At 72.0% G+C, this 21,198-nt stretch carries 15 protein-coding genes and 1 tRNA gene; 4 read left to right on the top strand and 12 right to left on the bottom strand.

Annotation, left to right across the window (positions count from 1 at the left end):
• Positions 1–164: 164 nt before the first annotated feature.
• The 4 genes from HEP85_RS33410 to HEP85_RS33395 form a co-directional block, all read right to left on the bottom strand.
• A complete protein-coding gene (locus tag HEP85_RS33410; RefSeq protein ID WP_211118105.1) occupies positions 165–1,385 on the bottom strand; it encodes an alanine racemase in 1,221 nt (406 codons plus the stop codon).
• 1,053 nt (positions 1,386–2,438) lie between these two features.
• On the bottom strand, positions 2,439–2,765 hold the full coding sequence (locus HEP85_RS33405) for an SH3 domain-containing protein (RefSeq protein WP_248002171.1): 327 nt from the start codon (positions 2,763–2,765) through the stop codon (positions 2,439–2,441).
• Positions 2,766–2,990: 225 nt separating this feature from the next.
• Positions 2,991–4,235: an FAD/NAD(P)-binding oxidoreductase gene (locus HEP85_RS33400; protein WP_248002170.1), complete on the bottom strand. Its 1,245-nt coding sequence runs from the start codon at positions 4,233–4,235 to the stop codon at positions 2,991–2,993.
• A 232-nt stretch (positions 4,236–4,467) separates the two neighbouring features.
• A tRNA-Pro gene (locus HEP85_RS33395) sits at positions 4,468–4,541 on the bottom strand.
• Between the two features lie 100 nt (positions 4,542–4,641).
• Here HEP85_RS33395 and HEP85_RS33390 point away from each other — a divergent pair.
• Both HEP85_RS33390 and cobF read left to right on the top strand, forming a co-directional pair.
• Positions 4,642–5,169 carry a DUF309 domain-containing protein gene (locus HEP85_RS33390; RefSeq protein WP_356014818.1) on the top strand — a complete coding sequence of 176 codons (528 nt, stop codon included), beginning with the start codon at positions 4,642–4,644 and terminating at the stop codon, positions 5,167–5,169.
• Positions 5,170–5,259: 90 nt separating this feature from the next.
• Positions 5,260–6,030, top strand: coding sequence for a precorrin-6A synthase (deacetylating) (gene cobF / locus HEP85_RS33385; protein ID WP_168531257.1), 771 nt, complete (start codon positions 5,260–5,262; stop codon positions 6,028–6,030).
• Positions 6,031–6,129: 99 nt separating this feature from the next.
• On the opposite strand, the gene HEP85_RS33380 is transcribed toward cobF, so the two are convergent.
• From HEP85_RS33380 to HEP85_RS33360, 5 genes are all read right to left on the bottom strand, one after another.
• The gene (locus HEP85_RS33380; protein ID WP_369657949.1) at positions 6,130–6,876 is read right to left on the bottom strand and encodes a cobalt-precorrin-6A reductase; all 747 of its coding nucleotides are present in this window, start codon (positions 6,874–6,876) and stop codon (positions 6,130–6,132) included.
• Between the two features lie 21 nt (positions 6,877–6,897).
• Positions 6,898–7,671 carry a sulfite exporter TauE/SafE family protein gene (locus HEP85_RS33375; protein WP_168531253.1) on the bottom strand — a complete coding sequence of 258 codons (774 nt, stop codon included), beginning with the start codon at positions 7,669–7,671 and terminating at the stop codon, positions 6,898–6,900.
• A gap of 127 nt (positions 7,672–7,798) precedes the next feature.
• Positions 7,799–8,986: a thiolase family protein gene (locus HEP85_RS33370; protein WP_168531251.1), complete on the bottom strand. Its 1,188-nt coding sequence runs from the start codon at positions 8,984–8,986 to the stop codon at positions 7,799–7,801.
• Between the two features lie 203 nt (positions 8,987–9,189).
• Positions 9,190–11,583 carry a M4 family metallopeptidase gene (locus HEP85_RS33365; protein ID WP_211118104.1) on the bottom strand — a complete coding sequence of 798 codons (2,394 nt, stop codon included), beginning with the start codon at positions 11,581–11,583 and terminating at the stop codon, positions 9,190–9,192.
• 1,071 nt (positions 11,584–12,654) lie between these two features.
• Entirely contained in the window at positions 12,655–13,419 is a 765-nt protein-coding gene (locus HEP85_RS33360) for a sugar isomerase domain-containing protein (protein WP_168531249.1), read from the bottom strand.
• 228 nt (positions 13,420–13,647) lie between these two features.
• Between HEP85_RS33360 and HEP85_RS33355 the strand changes: the two genes are divergently transcribed.
• Positions 13,648–14,532 (top strand): MurR/RpiR family transcriptional regulator, encoded by an 885-nt coding sequence (locus tag HEP85_RS33355; RefSeq protein ID WP_168534277.1) that lies wholly within the window; start codon positions 13,648–13,650, stop codon positions 14,530–14,532.
• Between the two features lie 100 nt (positions 14,533–14,632).
• Here HEP85_RS33355 and HEP85_RS33350 read toward each other — a convergent pair whose 3' ends face one another.
• Positions 14,633–15,811 (bottom strand): N-acetylglucosamine kinase, encoded by a 1,179-nt coding sequence (locus tag HEP85_RS33350; protein WP_369657948.1) that lies wholly within the window; start codon positions 15,809–15,811, stop codon positions 14,633–14,635.
• A 175-nt stretch (positions 15,812–15,986) separates the two neighbouring features.
• Here HEP85_RS33350 and HEP85_RS33345 point away from each other — a divergent pair, with 175 nt between their 5' ends.
• The gene (locus tag HEP85_RS33345) at positions 15,987–16,523 is read left to right on the top strand and encodes an NUDIX hydrolase family protein (protein WP_329291891.1); all 537 of its coding nucleotides are present in this window, start codon (positions 15,987–15,989) and stop codon (positions 16,521–16,523) included.
• A 368-nt stretch (positions 16,524–16,891) separates the two neighbouring features.
• Here HEP85_RS33345 and HEP85_RS33340 read toward each other — a convergent pair whose 3' ends face one another.
• Together HEP85_RS33340 and HEP85_RS33335 are read right to left on the bottom strand one after the other, a co-directional pair.
• Positions 16,892–19,453: a tryptophanase gene (locus HEP85_RS33340; protein ID WP_248002168.1), complete on the bottom strand. Its 2,562-nt coding sequence runs from the start codon at positions 19,451–19,453 to the stop codon at positions 16,892–16,894.
• A 387-nt stretch (positions 19,454–19,840) separates the two neighbouring features.
• Positions 19,841–21,190, bottom strand: coding sequence for a cytochrome P450 (locus HEP85_RS33335; RefSeq protein WP_168531247.1), 1,350 nt, complete (start codon positions 21,188–21,190; stop codon positions 19,841–19,843).
• Positions 21,191–21,198: the final 8 nt, after the last annotated feature.

Genomic DNA, 21,198 nt, shown 5'->3' with positions numbered 1-21,198 from the left:
CGTGGAGTCGTTCATGAAGGCGGTCGGGAGGTCTGTCGTGAAGTCGGTCGGTTCGACGGTCATGCCACTCTCCTGGTCCGGCGCACGATCCTGCCAGGCGTGTCCGAGGATGCGCCGCGATGCCCCCGACGGCAACTCCTGGTGTTCCGTCGCACGGTCATCGGTCATCGGGACCGGTCGCCGTCGGCGTCCGCGTCCAGGAAGTGGAAGCCGGGTTCCGGATAGCGCGTGTGGGCCCGGTGCGGGGCGGACGAGGTGTAGGCGCCCGCGAGGGAGAACACCACGCGGTCACCGGCCCGCAGGCCCTGGGCCCGGACGTCACGGACCAGGACGTCCTTCGGCGTGCTCAGCTGGCCGGTGAGGGTGGCACGCTCCCTCCGCACCACGGGACGCGGCCAGGAATACGGCCACGGCTCCACTTCGAGAACGGACCAGGGCTGGTCGTGCCGCCCGGTCACGGGGGTGCGCAGGTGGACGGCGCCGCCACGGATGACGGCGAAGTCCTCGCTGGAGCCGTGCTCGACGTCCAGCACCTCGCTCGCGTACCAGCCGCAGTACGCGGTCAGCGCGCGGCCGGGCTCGATCCGCAGCGTCAGTCCCGGGTGGGCCGTGACGAGCCGGGCGAGGCCCTCGCCGTACGCGTGCCAGTCGAAGCGGCGCTCGGGGCGGTCGTAGTCCACCGCCATACCGCCCCCGATGTCCACCTCGGTGAGCCGAAGACCGTTCCGGGCGGCCAGTTCCAGGGTCCAGGCGACGACGGACTCGGCCAGCGCCAGGTGTTCCTCGGCGTGCACCCCGTTGGCCAAGTGGGCGTGGACGCCTCGCAGTTCGAGGTTCGGATAGCTGCCGTCGGTGAGCAGGCCGACGATCGTGTCGGCCCGCGCCGGATCGAGGCCGGAGGCGGTGGCGGACCCGCCGCCGTCCGCCGTGAGAAGACCGTCGGGCACCGGGAGGTCGAACCGCGGCAGCACCGCCACCCGGCGGTCCGGAGCGTGCCGCTGGGCCAGCCCCGCCAGCATGTACAGCTCGTACTCGCTCTCGACCTGGAAGCGTGTCACGCCCCGCTCCAGCGCGTCCGCCAGCTCCGTCGGGGTCTTCTCCGTGCCGCCGAAGACCCGCGGACGGTCCACGACGGCCTCGGCCATGTGGGCCAGTTCGATGCCGGAGGACACCTTGTAGCCGTCGACGTACGGGCCGAGCTCGGCCAGGACCTCCGGTTCCCCGTTGGCCTGGACCGCGTAGTACAGCTCGACGCGATCGGGCAGGGCGGCTCTGACGGACGCGGCGTGGGCGCGCAGTGCCGCCAAGTCGTATACGTAGGCGGGCAGTTCCGTGGGCGACAGGGAGAGGATGCGGTCGCGCACCGCGCGCGGGGGTGTGATCATTGGGGCACTCCGGGTCGTATGGCGCAAGGTGTCGGCGGCACACGACGGGGGTGGCGAACGGCCGCGCGACATCGCCGACCGGCCGGCACGCGATACGGGGAGCGGGGGCACGCCGGATACGCGGAGCAGAGCCGCGGGCGCCACGGGGAGCGGGACCGCGCGCCCCACGGGGAGCAGGTCCGCGGGCGCCACGGGGCAGCCGGTATCTCTCCCGGGACGCGGGTGCGACGAGCGTGCCGGGTCAGCCGTCCGTGCCAGGTCCGTCGGCCGAGGCGAGGTGTCCGAGAAGGGCCGACCGAGCGTCCGGTCCAGCGGAATGAGCGGGGACCAGGAGAGCACCGCCGCCGCCCTCCGGCAGGCCGACGCCCTCGCTCGCAGGGCTCGCGCCCTGTGGCATCCCACCATCATTCTGATCCGCGACTCCCAACCCGTGGCCCGGATACGATCTCTACCCGGCGAGAGATCCTCAGGCACCTTGAGCCGCTCACGGGCGGGAACCTCCCGGGAGTGTCGCCCCGGCGCACACCACCACCCACGACACCCTCCCATGCCGCGGTTCCACGGGCGCGCGGCCGGTGGTGTTCCGGCGGGGCGCAGCACTTGGGAGCCCTCGCACAGCACGGCGGCGCAGTCGCGTACGTCAATACATGGATACGCCGGATACATCTGATATGTCGGTACATAAATACGTCGGTACCGGCGGGCGCGCAGGCGGCGCGGGGAGGGAGCCGTCCGCGAAGACCGGCAGTCGCTCGGTGGCATGGCGCGGCTGACCCGCGGGAGAGGTCCGCGCCGATCACTGTCGGGCCCACGGGGGCGAGCGCGAACGCGTGGGCGCCGGGGTCACGGCGGTGTCCGGGGCCGGCCCGTCACCCGGGCCCGGAAGATCGTGGAGCGTGGTGCGCGCCCGGCGGATGTGGCGGCGGCTCGGATCAGGGCGGGGCAGATCGGACGTGCGGCAGATCGGGGAGGGTCAGGCCGGCGCGAAGGGACAGGACGCGATCCGGCATGACGCGGTGCCCGGCTCCGTCCGGAACCGGGCACCGCGTCAGGTCAGCAGGTGGCCGACGCGGGCAGTCCGCCGTACTGGTCACCCTTGAGATACACGGCACTCACATAGCCCTCGGCCAGCCGCACCCAGACGTCGTTGACATAGCCGTTGTCGCGGATGGTCTCGCCGTGGGTCCAGCACGACGCGCCGCGCGGATCCCCCGCGGTGACGTGCCCGGTGATACCGGTCTGGCTCGACGGGCCGGAGCGGACGTTGACGTTCACGTACGGAGTGACGGCGTACGGCAGTCCCGCCGCCGCGGCCTGCGCCCCGCCGGCGCCGGTCACAAGCAGGGCGGCGGCGAACGCGCCGACACCCGCCGTGGTCAACGCCCTGGTCCTCATCCTCATGGTCTTGCTGCCCTTCCCCGTGGTGGAGTCCCGGTGCTTCCCGGGCGGGACCGCGCGTCCCGCGTGATCCCACAAGGCAACCTTGCAAGTTCGGCGCCGGGCAGGGAACTTCTTTCGACCACGCTCGAAACGTCCCGCCCCCGAGGTCACACCGTCGACGGACACATCGCCCCCGACCCGCCCGGCTCCGGCCGCGCCGGTCCGTCAGGCGCGCCCCTTCAACATGCCGTGCCAGTACAGGGCGGGCAGGCCGTAGCGCTTGAGCAGCCACATGTCGCGGCGCTCCTTGGCCGTGTCGACCAGCGGGATGCTGGGGGCGGGCCGCCGGGCGTAGTCGAACTCGGCGAGCAGCACCCGGTCGCGGGCGGTGACGAGCGGACAGGAGGTGTAGCCGTCGTAGCGGCGCCGGTCACCCCGCTCCCCCTTCATCGCGGCCAGCAGGTTGGCGACCACGACGGGCGCCTGTCTGCGGACGGCGGCGCCGGTCCTGGAGGTGGGCAGGTTCGCGACGTCGCCGAGGGCGAAGACGTCGCGGTGGCGCGGGTGGCGCAGCGTGTACGGGTCGGCCTCGACATAGCCGTACGGGCTCGCGGGGTCGGCCAGCGGACCGTGCCCGACCCAGTCGGGGGCGCTCTGCGGCGGTACGGCGTGGAGCAGGTCGAAGGCGAGGCTCTCCTCGGTACCGGCGGCGCGGTCGGCCACGGTCAGCCGCCGGGCGGCGCCGTCCACGGAGGTCATCTCCGAGTTCAGCCGGACCTCGATGCCGTAGCGGTCGGCGACCCGTTCCAGGGCCCGGCACCAGACCGGCACCCCGAACATGGAGTCGGCCGGCAGGACGAGGATGACCCGGATGCGGTTCAGGACCCCCTGCCTGCGCCAGTGGTCGGCAGCCAGGTAGGCGATCTTCTGCGGGGCGCCGCCGCACTTGATGGGGCCGGCGGGCTGGGTGAAGACCGCGGTGCCCGAGCGCAGGCCGCGGATCAGCTCCCAGGTGTGGGGTGCGTACTCGTGGGAGTAGTTGCTGGAGACGGCACCGTGCCCGACGGCCGTGTCGAGGCCGGGGACCTCGCCCCAGTCGAGCCGCAGGCCGGGGGCCATCACCAGGAAGTCGTAGCCGTGGACGCCGCCGGTGGTGGTGACGGTCCGCGCCTCGGGATCCACGGCGGTGGCGGCCTCGCGGATCCAGCGCACCCGCCGGGGCATCACGGACGCTTCGGGGCGGTGGGTGAGGGACAGCGGGGCCCTGCCGCCGCCGACCAGGGTCCACAGGGGCTGGTACCAGTGCGTGCCGGCCGGTTCGAGGACCGCGACGCCGGTGACACCGGCTCGGCGCAGCCGCGCGGCGGTCGTGATCCCGGCGGTGCCGCCACCGACGATCAGCACCCGGTGGTGGTCACGGGCGGGACCGGGCACGCGGCACAGGGAGAACAGGGAGGACATGGAGGACATGAGGGACTCCTTGCCGTCTGCGGGAGACACTCCCGAGGCATACCCCGCGGGGTATTCGGCCGACGGCGATGGTAGACCGCACGGCGCGCGGGGGCCAATGAGGGACCGGTTAATTGCCCCTGGGGCAAGGAGAGTTGACAGTCACGGCGGGTGTGCCGGCTCACACGGGCATCCCCGGGCGCACGAAAAAAGGGCCCTCACAGGCTGTCGCCCGTGAAGACCCTTCGCACCGTCGGGACGACAGGATTTGAACCTGCGACCCCTTGACCCCCAGTCAAGTGCGCTACCAAGCTGCGCCACGTCCCGATGCGTTCCCCCGCGATGTCCCGCGGGATCGTGCGAACAGAACTTTACCCCACAGCGGGGGCTGCTCCGAAGACGGCGCGGGGCGAGCGACAATCGGGGCATGAGCGGGACATCCGGAAGTCGGCAGAACGGCGCGCGGGATCGGGACACCGAGGGCAGGGCGCGCAACGCCCGGCCGCGGGACGGGCTGGGCCGCCCTCTGCCGTACGGCGCCGACGGCGTCGAGCGGCAGCCGGAGGGCGTCGTGCGAGACCCCGAGCGGACGGTGACCGAGGCACAGGCGCTGCTGGACGCGGGGCGGCCGTTCCACGCGCACGAGGTCTTCGAGGACGCCTGGAAGTCGGGCCCCGAGGACGAGCGCACGCTCTGGCGGGGTCTGGCCCAGCTCGCGGTGGGTCTCACGCACGCGGCCCGGGGCAATACGACGGGCGGCGCCCGGCTGCTGCGGCGCGGCGCCGGAGCCGTCGACGAGTGGCGGACCGGCGGGGCCGGCCGGCCCCGCCCCTACGGGCTCGATTTGACCGAACTGGCTTCATGGGCGAGGGAGTTGGCGGCTGTCGTGGAGCGTGACGGTGCCGCGATCAGCGCCGGGGGCTGCGCGCCCCGGTTGCGCGGGGGCAGGCGCTGAGAGGCCGTTCCACGCGCTGGTCCGGGCCGGGCGCGAACCTCGGGCGGACGCGGTGCGTCCGCTGTCGGTGGCGTGCGGCAGACTCGGGGTGTGCGAAAGATTCATGTCATCGGCATCGGCGCGGGCGACCCCGACCAGCTCACCCTCCAGGCGGTCAAGGCGCTGCGGAGCACGGACGTGTTCTTCGTCCTGGGCAAGGGCGAGGCGAAGTCGGACCTCGTCCAGCTGCGCCGTGACATCCTCGACGCCCACCTGCCCGACGGGGCGTACCGCCTGGTCGAGGCCCGCGACCCGGACCGCGACCGGGCCGCCGACGGCGCCGCCTACTCCCCCGCCGTGGGGGACTGGCGCAGCGCCCGCGCCGACATCTACCAGCGGCTCATCGCCGAGGAGCTGGGCGAGGACGAGAGCGGCGCCTTCCTGGTGTGGGGCGATCCCGCGCTGTACGACAGCACGCTCGGGATCCTGGAGGAGATCCTGGACCGGGGCGCGGTGGCGTTCACGTACGACGTCGTGCCCGGCATCAGCAGCGTCTCCGCGCTCGTCGCCCGGCACCGCACGGGGCTCAACCGGGTGGCCGGGCCCGTCCAGATCACCACGGGCAGGCGTCTGGCGGAGGGCTTTCCCGAAGGCGTCGACGACGTGGTCGTCATGCTCGACGCCCACCAGGCCTTCCGGCGGTACACCGACGAGGACATCGACATCTTCTGGGGCGCGTACATCGGCACACCCGACGAGATCCTCGTCTCCGGCCCGATAGCGGAGGCGGCGCCCCGGATCGAGCGGCTGCGCGCCGAGGCACGCGAGCGCAAGGGCTGGATCATGGACACGTATCTGCTGCGCAGGCGTCCGCGGGGGTAGGACACGCGTCCGCCGCCTTCACCGCGTGGGCATCCGCGCGGGTCGGAGGGCCGGACCCGCGCCGGGTCGGTTCGTCCGCCGAGTCGGGCCGCGCCCGCGTCAGCCGGTGCCGGACTCCAAGCGGGCCAGGACCGACGCCACGTCCGGTGCCGCGGCCACACCGTCCGGGAGCGGCGGCCGGCGCACGACGACCACGGGCAGGCCCAGTGCGCGGGCGGCGGTGAGCTTGGCGGCCGTCGCCTCTCCCCCGCTGTCCTTCGTCACCAGGACGTCGATGCGGTGCGCGCGCAGCAGGGTCCGTTCCTCGTCCACCGTGAACGGGCCGCGGGCGAGGAGCACTTCGGTGTCCGGCGGCAGTGGCGGCTCCGGCGCCTCCACCGACCGGGCGAGGAAGTGGAGTCCGGCAAGGTGCGCGAAGGCGGGCATGCCCAGGCGGCCGGTGGTGAGGAAGACCCGGCGGCCCAGCGGCGGAAGGAGCGCGGCGGCCTCGGTGAGTGAGGCGGCGAAGTGCCACCGGTCGTCGGGGCCGGGTTGCCAGCCCGGGCGGCGCAGGACGACCGCCGGGACTCCGGTCGCGGCGGCGGCGCGGACGGCGTTCTCGGTGATGCGGGTGGCGAAGGGGTGGGTGGCGTCGACGACTGCGTCCACCCGCTGCTCGCGCAGCCACCGCGCCAGCCCGTCCGCACCGCCGAACCCGCCGACGCGCACGTCCCCTTCGAGCGCACCCGGCCGGGACACCCGCCCCGCGAGAGACGTGGTCACCCGCACTCCGGGGCGGCCCGCCAGTTCGGCGGCGAGCCGGCGTGCCTCGGTGGTGCCGCCGAGGACCAGGACGTGGGGGGACATGGCGTCGAGCCTACGAGGTGGTCAGCGCAGCAGCAGCTGCACCCCGCCCACCACCGTCGCGGCGATCACCAGCCGTTCGAAGAGCAGCTGGTTGATGCGGTGCACGGCCCATCTGCCGAGGAACGCGCCCGGTACGACGAAGATCGCGAGCGCCGCGTCCAGGAGCAGCGAGTGTCCGTCGATGAGTCCGAGGCCCACGCTGAAGGGCACCTTGGACGTGTTGACGATCAGGAAGAAGAAGGCCGAGGTGCCCAGGAAGCCGAGTTTGCGGAAGCCGGCGGACAGCAGGTACATCGACATCACCGGGCCGCCCGCGTTGGCGACCATCGTGGTGAACCCGCCGAGGACGCCGTACGAGCGTGCCTTGATCCGGCCCGTCCGGGTCGCGACCGCGTCGGGTTCCTCCTCCTGGGTGGCGGCCCGGCGGCGCCAGAGCGTCACCGCCGCCATCAGCAGCAGGATCGCGCCGATCGAGGTCCGTACCATCCCGTCGTCGGCCCACACCAGGAACAGCGTGCCGAGGACGACACCCGCCGCGACCGCCGGGAACAGCCGCCACAGCGTGGGCCAGTGGGCGTGGCGCCGGTAGGTCAGTACGGCCAGCACGTCCCCGACGATGAGGAGGGGGAGCAGCACGCCGGTGGAGGCGCGGGCGGGCAGTACGGCGGCGAAGATCGCCAGGCTGACCGTGTTGGCCCCGCTGACGGCGGTCTTCGAGAAGCCGACGAGCAGTGCCGCGGCGGCGAGGGCGGCGAATTCCCAGCCGGATATGTGCCAGAGCGTCATCGTGTTCATGCGGGGACCGATGCTATGCCCACGCATCTCGTCCGCGTAAGGAGCGTCCCGTCAGGTGATCCCCGCGCGGGGCCGGTCGCCCCCGGTTCCGGTCCCGGGGGCTCGCTCGGCACTCACGGGGACGGGGTCAGGGGCGCTCGACCAGGACCGCGCTGCCCTGTCCGACCCCGACGCACATCGTGGCCAGGCCGCGCCCGGCGTCGTTGCGGCGCATCCGGTGCAGAAGGGTGGTGAGGATGCGGGCGCCGGAGCATCCGAGGGGGTGGCCCAGCGCGATGGCGCCGCCAGTGGGGTTCACCCGCTCCGGGTCGATGCCGAGTCGGTCCACGCAGGCGAGGGCCTGGGCCGCGAACGCCTCGTTGAACTCGGCCTCGTCGAGGTCGCCGACGCTCCAGCCGACCCGCGCCAGCGCCTTGTGCGTGGCGGGAACGGGGCCGATGCCCATGACGTCCGGGTCGACTCCCGCCGAGGCGCCGGCGACATACCGGCCCAGCGACTCCAGGCCCAGGTCGTTCAGCGCCTCTTCGCCGACCAGGAGCAGTCCGGCCGCTCCGTCGTTCATGGGCGACGCGTTTCCCGCGGTGACCGTGCCACCCGCGCGGAAGACCGGCTTGAGGCGGGACAGTTTCTCCAGCGAGGTGTCCTCGCGTACGCATTCGTCGGTGTCGACGATCATCCCGTCGGGGCGCTCGACGGGCAGCAGTTCGCGGTCGAAGTGGCCGTTCTTGCGGGCGTCCGCGGCACGCTGGTGGCTGCGCAGCGCGAACGCGTCCTGGCGCTCGCGGGAGACCCCGTACCGGGCGGCGACCTCCTCGGCGGTCTCCCCCATCGACAGGAGTCCGTGCAGTTCCTTCATCGCCGGGTTGACCAGTCTCCAGCCGAGCCGGGTGTCGACGGTCTCGATGCGGTGCGGCAGTGCCTCGTCGGGCCGGGGCAGGACGAAGGGGGCCCGGCTCATCGACTCGGAGCCGCCCGCGAGCACGATGTCGGCCTCGCCGGCGGCGATGGCGCGGGCCGCCGTGGTGACGGCCTCCAGGCCCGAGGCGCACAGCCGGTTGACGGTCGCGCCGGGCACGGTCTCGGGCAGACCGGCGAGGAGAACGGCCATGCGGGCGACGTTGCGGTTGTCCTCACCGGCCTGGTTGGCGGCGCCCCAGTAGACGTCGTCGATCCTGGCCGGGTCGAGCGCGGGCACGTCGGCGAGCAGCCCGCGGATCACGGTCGCGGCGAGGTCGTCGGGGCGCACCCCGGACAGGGCGCCGCGCAGCTTGCCGATGGGGGTGCGGCGGGCCGCCGCGAAGTGGACAGGACGCACGACAGGACTCCTGACGGACACCGGAACGACGAGATCAACCATTAATTAGCACCGCTAGTTTTTGACTATAGCCCGCCGCCCGCTGCCTTGGAAAGAATTCCCCGGGCTCCGGTCCGGCGAGCGCGGGGTGCGAACACGAACGTGGGCCACCCGGAGGGGTGGCCCACGTCAGCGCTGGAACCGGCTCGGTCGGCCGGTACCGGTCAGCTGGTCGTGACGGCGGTGTCGTCGACGACGAAGCTGGTCTGGAGCGAGGAGTCCTCCACGCCGCTGAACTTCAGGGTGACGGTGGAGCCGGCGAACGAGGACAGGTCGAAGGTCTTCTGGGCGTACCCGGTGGCCTTGTTGAGGTTGGAGTAGGCGGCCAGGGTGGTCGATCCGGCGGTGACCGTCAGCTTGTCGTACGCGGTGCTGGTGGTGGTCTCCGCGGTGTCGATGTGCAGGTAGAAGGTGAAGCTGGCCTTGCAGCCGGCGGGGATCGTCACCGACTGGGAGACGGTGTCGGTGTGGGTGGAGCCGTAGCCGTCGAGCCAGGCCTTGTAGGAGCCGCCGTGCGCCGCCTCACCGGTGTCGGTCGTGATGACGCCGCTCGACGCGGTCCACGAGGTGCTGCCCGACTCGAAGCCCGGGTTGCCGAGCAACTGCGCCGAGGTGCAGGTGCCACCGCCACCCGAGGAGACGGTCCAGGTGAAGGACGCGGTACCGGTCGCGCCGGTGCTGTCCGTGACGGTGACCGTGGTGCTGTAGGTGCCGGCCGTGGTCGGTGTCCCGGTGATCGCGCCGGTGGAACCGTTGATCGACAGGCCGGTGGGCAGGCCCGTCGCGGCGTAGCTCAGCGAGCCGCTGTTGGTGCTGCTGGCGGAGACCTGCAGACTCACCGCGGTACCGACGGTGGAGGACTGGCTGCCCGGGTTGGTGACGGTCACACCGCTCGACGGCGGGGTCACGTGGCTGCCGACGGCGATGCCCGCGAAGGCGTTCGCCACCCCCGCGTACTGGGTGGAGTTGGCGCCGTAGAGCGCGGTGGCGGCGTTGAGCGCGGCGGTACGGGCCGCGGCGTAGTTGGTGCTGGACGTCATGTACGTCGTCAGCGCCTTGTACCAGATCTGCAGGGCGGCGGCCCGGCCGATGCCCGCGACGGCGACACCGTCGGACGTGGTGCTGTTGTAGGTGACGCCGTTGATCACCTTGGTGCCGCTGCCCTCCGAGAGCAGGTAGAACATGTGGTTCGCCGGACCCGAGGAGTAGTGGACGTCCAGGTTGCCGACCCCGGAGTACCAACTGTCCGCGGAACCCCCGTCCTTGCTGGGCTTGTCCATGTAGCGCAGCGGAGTGCCGTCGCCGTTGATGTCGATCTTCTCGCCGATGAGGTAGTCACCGGGGTCGGAGCTGTTGTTGGCGTAGAACTCGACGCCGGTGCCGAAGATGTCGGAGGTCGCCTCGTTCAGACCGCCGGACTCGCCGGTGTAGTTGAGGCCCGCGGTGTTGGAGGTGACACCGTGGCTCATCTCGTGGCCGGCCACGTCCAGCGCGGTCAGCGGGTCCGCGTTGCCGGAACCGTCGCCGTACGTCATGCAGAAGCAGGTGTCGTCCCAGAACGCGTTGACGTACGCGTTGCCGTAGTGGACCCGGGAGTAGGCGCCCACGCCGTTGTTCTTGATGCCGCTGCGGTTGAACGTGTTCTTGTAGAAGTCCCAGGTCTCCGCGGCGCCGTAATGCGCGTCGGCGCCGGCCGTCGCGGCGTTGGAGGTGGTGCCGTTGCCCCAGGTGTCGCTGGTCTGCGAGAAGAGCGTGCCGGTGCCGGACGTGCCCCGGTTCAGGTTGTACGTCTTGTGGCCGCCGCGGGCGCCGTCGGTCAGCGTGTAGTTGGAGCCCGACTGCGTCGTCGTCAGGGTCACCTGACCGCTGTACTGCGTGTTGCCGATGCCGGTCTCGATGCCCTGGTAGCGGTAGAGCTCGTTACCGGTGGTGGCGTCGGTGATGACGTGCAGCTGGTTCGGGGTGCCGTCGTCCTGGAAGCCGCCGATCACGGTCTCCCAGGCAAGCTTCGGGGTGCCGCTGCCGGCCCAGATCACCTTGCGGGCGCTGTCGGTGGTGGCCTTCTCGGCGACCAGTGACCTCGCGGCCTTCAGGGCCTTGCCGGTGGCGGCCGACTTGCTGAAGGTCGCGGTGGTCGAGGCGACCTTGATGGTGCGCTTGTTGTTGAAGGTGCTGCTCACCGTGCCGGCGGCCAGCGAGGCCGGCGGGGTGTGCACGACCACGTCGCCGCCCAGCACCGGCAGACCGGCGTAGGTGCGCTCGTAGCGGGTGTGCAGCGTGCCGTCCTGGTCCTTGACGACGTCCCTGACGACCAGCTTCTCCTTGGCCCCGAGGCCGAGGGTGCCGGCGGTCGCCGTCGTCCTCTGCGCCGCGCTCTTCAGCAGGGCCGCGTGCTGGGCCGGGCTGAGCTTGGCCTCCAGCCCTCCGCTGCGCAACGGACTGGGGTGGGGGGCGGCGGGCTTGGCGACCGCCGGAACCGTCTGTATGCCGACGGCCAGCAACGCGGCGGTGGCCACCAGTGCTCCGGCTGCGGCCGCCTGACGGGGAATTCGTCTCACTCGTACTCCTACTGCTGCGGTCGCGGGGACGACCGGTGACAGCCCGGACAGACGGGATGTGCTGCCCGGGACGAGCTGAGCAGTGCGGTGCGGGGCCCCTGCGCAGGCCGTGGGGGCCTGTCCGGCAGGTGGAGGAAGGATGGCAGCTTGACGCATCCATGTCATGCATCCTCGGGGCATTCGAGGGTTAACCCTCGGCGGAGGCCGCCCCGGCCCGGATGGCGGCACGGCCCCGACGGGCGGAGGATGGACGCGAGGGGCGGCGCACGGCCGGACCGGCCGGTACCGCCACGATGGAGGTCGGCACGACCGACGGGCGACGCGTTCTCGCTGAGGGCGTGGCCGTGTCCGCCGGCCTCACCGGTCGCGACCCAGTCGCGGGAACCCGCAAACCGGGCCCGCGCCGGTCCGAGTCCGCGCAACCGATCGCGGGAGCCGAGAGCCGCCGGATCCACCACGCCGGGCCTGCCGCCCATGCCGGACGCACACCCGCGTGGGTCAGGGCGCCGAGAGCGATCCGGGCCCGGCGACACCTTCGTTCACCAGTCCACCCCCACCCCTTCCCCTCTGCCTTCCCCCCTGCCCATGCGCCCGTCCATCCCTCCACTCGTCGGCCCATCCACCCGACGGACCGTCCGCCGGGGCGGGTTGCGGGGGCCCGCGGCGACCAGCGGTCCGTGGTGCCCGACTTGGCCGGAGGCATGACGACGGAATATGCGAACGCGGAACGGGGTAACTCCGAAGAGCACGGCGACGCACCGGGCCGTGCCGGCCGGGAGGGACCCTCTTTCCCGGCAGTACCCCTGAGGCACGCGCCTGTTCCTCCAGGGCTGGGGCAGATGACTCCGCGGCGCCCGAACCGGGCGGCGTGGAAGCCGGTCGTACGAGTCCAAGGAGGCGCAATGACCCGCCAGATCCGTATTCGTACCAGCCGCCGCACCACCTCGGGGCGCGAGGTCAAGATGGAGATCGACCGGCGGACCCCTTCGGGACGAATCCTCCCTTACTGATGCGAACTCCCCCTTCCAAGGGGCCTGTTCGGACGCGGGACGCGGAGCGCGGCGGCGTGGGTCAGCTCGCGGTGCGGCGGATGCGTCCCGCGTAGCGCTCCTCCAGTACCAGGTTGCCCTCGAAACCGCCGGGAACGTTGGCCGACACGTAGACCGGCGGCCTGACACCGGCGGCGAGCAGGAGTGCGGCGCTCTCCGCGACGGCCATCTGCACGAGCATCACCCCGGTGAGTGTGGACAGCGCGCAGACGGCGCCGCCGCCCGGGAGTTCGAGCAGCGCGTCGCCCCGCGGCGCGGCGTTGTCCAGGACGACGTCGGCGAGGTCGGCCAGCTTCTGTCCGCTCGGGTGCGAGGCGGGCACCGCCCGCGTGTGGGCCAGCGAGGTGACGGCCAGGACGCGGTGCCCACGCTCCTTGGCGTGCAGGGCCATCTCCACGACCACGTTGTTGACGCCCGAGTTGGAGACGATGACGAAGAGGTCCTCGGGCCGCGGCTCCACGAGCGCGTAGATCCGGGCGGCGACACCGGACTGCCGCTCCAGGAGCGGATCGGCGAGAACGTCCGGCCGCTCCCCGCCGTACAGCACCAGGTCGGCGATGCTCAGCCGGTTGGTCGGCACCAACCCCCCGGCCCGGCCCGCGATTTCGAGCACGAGGGCCTGTGAGTGCCCGGTGCCGAAGGCCTGGACGACGCCGTCCGCGCGTACACAGTCCGCGATCAGCTCGGCGGCGCGCCGCACGTCGTCGCGGGCGGACGCGGTGATGCCGTCGAGGACGGCGAGGCTCTCGCGCACGAAGCTGTCGGCGCTGACGGATCCTGCGGACACGTGGCACTCCCCACCGGTGGATCGAACCACCACATCAGACGACTCTGCATGAATGGCTGAACCCTACCCGGTTCTCGGTCCTGCGATTCAATCTGCCCGTCGGACGATGGCTGGTACATTCACAGCCCGGAGCGTCCCGTGGGTGCCGGGATGTACGCGAAGCCCCGGGATGCACGCGGGGCCGAGGAGATCGGGTAAAGCATGGAACGGACCGGCGCCGGCAGCGGGATGCCCCCGACGGATGTCACCGCACTGATCCGCACCGAACTGCCGCGGCTGACCGGCTCCTTGCGGAAGGTCGGCGAGCTGATCCTCGAGGACCCGGCCGCCGCCACCCACTGCTCCGCCGCCGAACTGGGCCGCCGTACCGGCACCTCACAGGCGACCGTCACCCGGTTCTGCCGGGCCGTCGGTCTCGATTCCTACCAGCACCTGCTGATCGCGCTGGCCCAGGAGCGCGGCCGCGGCGAGGTCTCGGACTGGGGCACCGCCGAGATCGGCTCCGACATCTCCCCCGACGACGACCTCGAACGGGTGGTCGCCGTGGTCGGCAGCGCGGACCTGCGCGCGGTCCAGCAGACCATCGACCGGATCGACCTCGACGCGCTGGAGCGCGCGGCCCAGGCCGTGGCGCGCGCCCGCCGCATCGACGTGTACGGCGTCGGCGGCAGCGGCGCGGTGGCCCTGGAGACCGAGGTCCGCCTCTTCCGCATCGGCTGCGCGGTGCGCGGCTGGAACGAGGTGCACGCCGCGGCCACCTCCGCGGCCCTGCTCACCCCGGCCGACGTCGCCATCGGCATCTCCCACTCCGGGTCGACCCGCGAGACCATCGAGCCCTTCGAACTCGCCAAGGAGCGCGGCGCCACCACCGTGGCGATCACCGCGGACCCGCGCTCGCCGCTCGCCCGCGCCGCGGACGTCCGGCTGATCTCCGCCTCGTCCGAGACCAGCTTCCGCACCGGCAGCATCGGTGCCCGTCACTCCGTCCTGGTCCTCATCGACTGCCTGTACGTACGGGTCGCGCAACTGTCGTACACACGGGCCAGCGCCTCACTGACGTTGACCGGCCACATCGCGGGACAGCACGCGGTCACGTCCCGCCGCGCCCGCTGAGCCCTCCCGGCCGCCCCGCGTGTCCGTGGGCGCCCCGCCCGCGCACCGCTGCCGCCCCCTGCTTCCGGTCCCCCTGCCGGGTCCGCGCGTGGTCTGTCGGTCACACGGCCCCGGCGGCGCGCGTCGGGTCACCGTGGCCGAGCCGGGCCAGGGCCACGGCTCCCCGGCAGCCGTCCGCCACCTGGTCGACCGTCAGCCCCAGATCCTCCAGCCGCCCGGTCAGTGGTGCGGTCAGCGGACCGTCCGGGCCGAGCAACCCGCCCGTGACGACGATCCGTTCACCCGGCCGGGGGTCCAACGCGCGCACCGCGGCCGTCAGATGGTCCACCGCCTCGCGCAGGATCGCCTCCGCGACCGGGTCCTTGTCGCGGGCCGCCTCGGCCACCAGCGGAGCGAGCCGGGCGAGTGTGATCGGTGGCTGCGCCATCACGGTGGGCAGCAGCCGCATGCGGTAGGCCTCGCGCCGCGCCGCGGACCATCCCGCGGCGGCACCCTCGGCACGCCCGGCGCTCTCGGCCCCTTCCGTTCCTCTGGCCTCTTCGGTCCCTCTGGCCTCTTCGGTCCCTCTGGCCTCTCCGGCCTCCTCGGTCCCTCTGGCCTCTCCGGCCTTTCCGGTCCCTCTGGCCTCTCCGGTTCCTCCAGCCCCCTCCAGAAGACCGGCGGGCAGTCCCAGGGCCAAACCGACCGTCCGGGCCAGCGTCGTGGGGCCGCCGCGCCCGTCCGCCATGCGCAGGGCCGCGCGTACCGCGCCGCGCCCGATCCAGAACCCGCTGCCCTCGTCACCGAGCAGCCAGCCGTCGCCGTCCACGGTGGCCGCGCAGCGGTGTCCGGCGACGCGGGTCGCGACCGCTCCGGTGCCGGCGACCAGGGCCAGCCCGTCGGCGGGAGTTCCGGGAGCAGAGGCGAAGGCCGCCTCGACGTCGCTGCTCACACCGACCGTCCGCGGCGCGATGCCCAGCCGCCGCAGCGCCTCGGTCAGCGCCGCGAGGGCGTTCAGCCGCCCCGGGTCCCCGCCCGCGAATTCCGCGAAGCCCGCGGAACCGGCGAATCCGCCGACCACGGCCACGACACCGCCGCGGACCCGCTCCGGCACCGACCGGCCGATGGCCTCGGCGAGGTGATCGGTGAGCCGCGGCAGCGGAACCGTCAGGGCGTTGCCCGGTCCCGCCACGGCCTCGCCCACGGTGCGTCCGGTCGCGGCGAACGCCAGAACGGCGCGGGTGCGAGTGCCTCCGGCGTCCAGGCCGACCACGAGATCCTGGTTCAATTCATTACTCATTGCCCACCATGGTGGTTGACGCATTCACCTGGAACAAGCCCTCCGCGGTGGCCGTGGATCCGCGGCGGACCGTCTCTTCAGCGGGCGGGCGTTCGTCCACGAAGGAGGCGCCGTTCCCCCGTGTCGCGTCGAGCGGCGCACGCAAATCCGGAGGGGTTGAAAGTATGATCAGCCAATGTCTGACATGACCGAGACCACGCCCGGCTGGCTGACCCCCGACGAGCTCGAGATGGCGCGGGCCCGTATGCCGATCCTGTACGTCGAGGCCGTGCCGGTGCGCGTCGACGACAACGGCGAAGTCACCAGCATCGGACTGCTGCTGCGCATAGGGCCGGACGGAACCGTCAGCCGCACCCTCGTCTCCGGCCGCGTGCTGCACCACGAGCGGGTCCGCGACGCCCTGCTGCGGAATCTGGAGAAGGACCTCGGGCCGGTGGCGCTGCCCCGCATCCCCACCTCCCTGCAGCCCTTCACCGTCGCCGAGTACTTCCCGACGCAGGGCATCACGCCCTTCCACGACCCACGCCAGCACGCGGTGTCACTCGCCTACATCGTCCCGGTCACCGGCGACTGCCGTCCCCGGCAGGACGCCCTCGACCTGGTCTGGTTCAGCCCGGAGGAGGCGTCGACGTCCGTGGTCCTCAACGAGATGCCGGGCGGTCACGGCGCCCTCCTCAAGCAGGCCCTCGCCCACGTGGGCCGCCTGTCCTGAACCCGCCGGGAGCGCCCCGGCCGGAGTCGGCACCGACCTCGGCCGGACCGGCTGCCGTGGGGCCCGCGGCGCCCACCCGACAACGGCCCGCCGCCGGGGCCTCCGTACGGAGAACTCGTTGCCGTCCGGATCGGCGAGCACCACATGCCCCCCCATCCGGGAATCGGCCCACGTCGCCGTCCGGACCGACGGTCGGCTCCCAGCCCCGGAACCCGGCCGGAACCGCGCCGGAACCGCCGCAGCCCGGAGATGGCCCCCTGCGGCACCCGCATCCGCGTTTCCGCCGCGGACGAGGAAGCCCGGTTCCACCGGCGGGGGTGGCGCTCGACGGCCCGCGGGACTCGTCGCGCGCCACCCCCGCCGCCGTGCTAGCCGGTCACCGGCTGGAGCTTGGCGCGGAAGTGCCGCAGGATCGGGGACTGCTCCACGATCCGGTAACCGCGCACGGACTCCGCGGTCTTGGCGATCCGTTCCAGGGTCCTGCCGACGTGGTCGTAGTGGCTGCGGGTGTACACACGACGCGGCAGCGCCAGCCTGACCAGTTCGTACGGCGGGCTCTTGACCGGGTTCCCGTCCTCGTCCTCCTCGCCGAGGTAGAGCGAGCCGAGTTCGGCCGAGCGGATGCCGCCCTCCAGATAGAGCCGGCAGGCCAGGGCGTGGCCGGGGTACTGGTGAGGCGGTATGTGGGGCAGCAGCCGCCCCGCGTTGAGGTACAGGGCGTGCAGGCCGGGCGGTTCCAGGATGTCGACGCCCGCGGCACGGACGCGTTGGGCGAGATGGTCGGCGCTCTCCGCCCGCTCCGCGAGATAGGCGGGCTCGGTCACCTCCTGCAGGCCCTGGGCCATCATGTCGAGGTCACGCCCGGCGAGGCCGCCGTAGGTGGGGAACCCCTCGGTGGCGATCAGGAGGAGTTCGCACTTCTGGGCGAGCTCCGGGTCGTTCAGCCCGATGAAGCCACCGATGTGGACGATGCCGTCCTTCTTGGCGCTCATCACACAGCCGTCGGCCAGACGAAACGCTTCCTCCGCGACCTGCCGGGGGGTGTGGTTGCGATACGCCTCCTCGTGCCGGGTGACCAGCCAGGCGTTCTCGGCGAACCGGGCCGCGTCCAGGATCAGCGGGACGGAATGGCGGCGGCACAGTTCCGACGCCCGCCGCAGGTTCTCCATGGAGACGGGCTGACCGCCACCACCGTTGTTGGTGATCGTCATGACCACCGCGGCGACGCGCGAGCCGGTCGATTCGCCCAGCGCCTGCTCCAGCGCCCCCAGGTCGATGTTCCCCTTGAACGGCTCCCGGCTGTCCAGGTTGCGGGCCTCGGGGCACGGCAGGTCGCGGGCCACGCAGCCGTTGAGCTCCACGTTGGCGCGGGTGGTGTCGAAGTGCGTGTTGGACAGGACGGTGTCGCCGGGTTCGAGAAGGTTGGAGAAGAGGATGCGTTCCGCCGCACGCCCCTGGTGGGCCGGCAATATGTGGGTGTAGCCGGTCAGTTCCGACACCGTCTCCCGGAAACGGTAGAAGGAGCGCGAGCCCGCGTAGGACTCGTCACCGGCCATGCCCACGGCGAGCTGCGCCGACGACAGGGCGCCCGTGCCCGAGTCGCTCAGCAGGTCGATGGTCACCTCGTCGGCACGCAGGTCGAAGAGGTTGTAGTGCACCCGTTCGATGGCCGCCTTGCGCTGCTGGGGCGTCGTGAGCGGAATGGGTTCGACGACTTTGATCCGGTACGGCTCCATCCTGATTTCTGCTCCTGCCTTTCCGTGTCCTACTGAGTGGAGGGTTTCGCGCGGCTCGGTACGCGCCGCGCGGGGGGAAGAGAACGGCTGGTGACGCGGCCTGGCGGGCAGCGGCGGCCGCACCGCGTACGCCTCCGAGGAGATGTACGCGGTAACACGTGGCGGCCGGTTCCGTTCGTGGACCAGCGCCAGGTACGCGATGAGACCGACTCCGTCGTGCAGCGGTCGCGAGCTGACGGTGGCCAGCGACCGGTCGAGCACGGTGGGGTCCATTCCGTGGCGGCGCAGCACGGCCGTGGCACGGGCGTGCGCCTCCCCGTCGTGCCGGACGTAGTCCCGTACGGGCACGTGGAGGGTGAAGCCGCTCGGCAGACCGGTCGCCGTCTCCGTGAAGGAGTGGCAGGAGAGCACGGGCCGTCCCGCCAGCCGGACGGCCTCCCCCACGCCGGAGTACCGGTCCGCTCCCTCCAGGCCCGCCGCGACCCGGAAGAACTCCTCGACGGTCTCCCGTCCCGGGCCGGGCTCACTGCGGGACAGCGAGCCGGCGTCGGCGGCCGACGCGTCGCGATGGGTGACGTAGACCTTCACCCGAGGTGTCTCCCAGTCACCGAGGTCGAGGGCGAGGAAGGGATAGCCGTCCGCCGGGGGCAGTGCGTCGAACGCCTGCCGGTGGCCGAGTCTGTCCAGCGCCTCGCGCAGGGTCTCGGCGGCCCGGTCCGGCCCGGACGCCGCGGGGTTCAGATAGATCTTGACCTTGGGCACCCCGCCGGGAAGCAGTTCCAGAGCGATCCACAGCGCCAGGGGGCCCTGGGGGTCCGGAGGGAAGAACAGGTCCTCCACACCGTCGAGCCGCTCCGTGGAGAAGCCCCAACGCCTCGCCAGGGCGCGGACGACACGCAGTCCGGTACGGCCCTGTTGTGCCAGGGTCCCGGACGCGTACCCCGGTTCCAGCAGCACCCGCAGGGTCGGGGGCGCGTCGGGGACGAGGGCGAGGGAGTACTCGACCGGCGTGTGGTCGTCGGACAGGAAGCTCGGGTGGGGCGGCGGCTGGTCCAACGGCCGTTCCGCTCCGGTGCCCAGACAGTCCGTCAGGACACGCGCGTAGACCTCGGCGTCGGACCGGTGCAGCCCCACGGCCTGGCACAGCCGTAGTAACTGGTCCGACACGAAGGTGCCCAGTGGCTGGGTTGCCACGATTCCACCGCTGAGACGGGAGGAGATCACCGGCAACCCTCCTGGCGCGACGCGGGGTTCGCGTGCCACGAGTGGGGCGGGACGGGAGCCCGGCGGGAGCGGGGCTCCGGAGAGCGGGCAAAAAGATACCCGCCTGTGCGGGCGGGTATCTCGCCTTCCGGCCTGTGCGGTGTGATGCGTATGGCCCGGCGGGGGTGGGAACTCCTCCGCGGGGCCGGTCGTCGGGGACGGTGGACTGCTGCGCGGTGCTGAGCTGAAGTGGCGTCGGTGGACGAGGGCTCCACGACACCTCCTTTAACTTGTGTTACAACACGGATGCCGCGCTCTTCCCTACCCCCACGGTTGAAAGTTCATGCTGTGTGCGGATGTTGCCGGATGTTGCGTAGCTCACGCCTTCCACCAGGAGAGGAACGAACTCCACAGGCCGCCGCGGTCCTGCCGGCCCGGTGCGCCGCCCTGCTCGCTCCGCGCCGCGGCCCCCGGCTGTTGCTGCGCGTCCGGCTGCTGCCGTACGGCCCGCACCGGGTGGAAGCGGGCCGGGAGCGCGGCCAGGGCCCGGTTGAAGGGGCCGGGTCGCCAGGTCAGACTGTCCTCGGGGACCGCCAGCTCGACGTCGGGCAGCCGGTTGAAGAGGTTCTCGATGGCCGCCACGGTGATGAGCCGGGCGGGGTCCTTCGCCGGGCAGGCGTGCGGTCCGGCGCTCCACGCCAGGTGGGACCGGTTGCTGGAGGCGTGGCGGGACGCCGCGAGCGCCGGGTCGGTGTTGGCCGCCGCGAAACTGACCAGGACCAGATCGCCGGCCGCCAGCTTCTGTCCGGCGAACTCCATGTCGGCCGCCGGGTAGTGCGGCGCGTAGTTGGCCATGGGCGGGTTCTTCCACAGCGTGGTGTCGATCGCCTCCTCGATCAGCCCGCCCGCCGCGTAACGGTCGTCGGTGAGCAGCAGGTGCAGGGTGTTCGAGATGAGGTTGCGCAGTGGTTCGGCGCCCGCTCCCAGGAGGAGGACGAGCTGATGTGCCATCTCCTCGTTGGTCAGGGCCGCCTGATGCTGCATCAGCCAGGAGGTGACGTCGTCGCCGGGGCGCGATCGCTTGAGGGCCACCAGCTCGCCCACCGCCTGGGACAGCACCTCGTTCGCCTTCTCGGCGTTCACGCCGTCGAAGATGCCGGATATACCGAAGAGAACGCGGTCACCGATCTCGGCGGGGCAGCCGAAGAGTTCGTTGAAGACGAAGAGCGGCAGCAGCTTGGCGTAGTCGTTGAGCAGATCGGCCGAGCCACGCGTACCGAACTGTGCGATGAGGTAGTTCGAGACCCGCTCGGTGCTCTCGCTCAGCCAGTGCGAGTCGACACGCGCGAAACTGTCCGTGACGGCCTGCCGCAGCCGCATGTGTTCGGCGCCGTCACTGAACATGCAGTTGGGCCGGTACACGAGAAGCGGAAGCACCGGGCTGTCCGGACTGATCACGCCGTCGTTGAAGTCCCGCCAGCGGCGCGAGTCCTTTCGGAAGGAACTCGCGTTCTGGAGCAGTTGGAGCGCCGCCGAGTAATCCGTGACCAGGGTCGCCTCGACACCCGGGGCGAGTTCGACCGGTGCGGTCGGCCCGTAGTGACGCATGTACTCGTAATAGGCCTGCGGATCGGCCGCGAACTCCGAGCCGTACAGCGGCACCGGCTCACCCGTGGCGTGAGCCGGGCACCCGGGCGGGGGCACGGGAACGGTGGAATCAGTGTTCATTCTTGCTC

The organism is Streptomyces sp. RPA4-2, assembly GCF_012273515.2.
In the GTDB taxonomy this organism is placed as follows: Bacteria; Actinomycetota; Actinomycetes; order Streptomycetales; family Streptomycetaceae; genus Streptomyces; species Streptomyces kaempferi.
The sequence above is the reverse complement of the archived record's forward strand: the minus strand, read 5'-3'. Positions and strand labels throughout refer to the sequence as shown.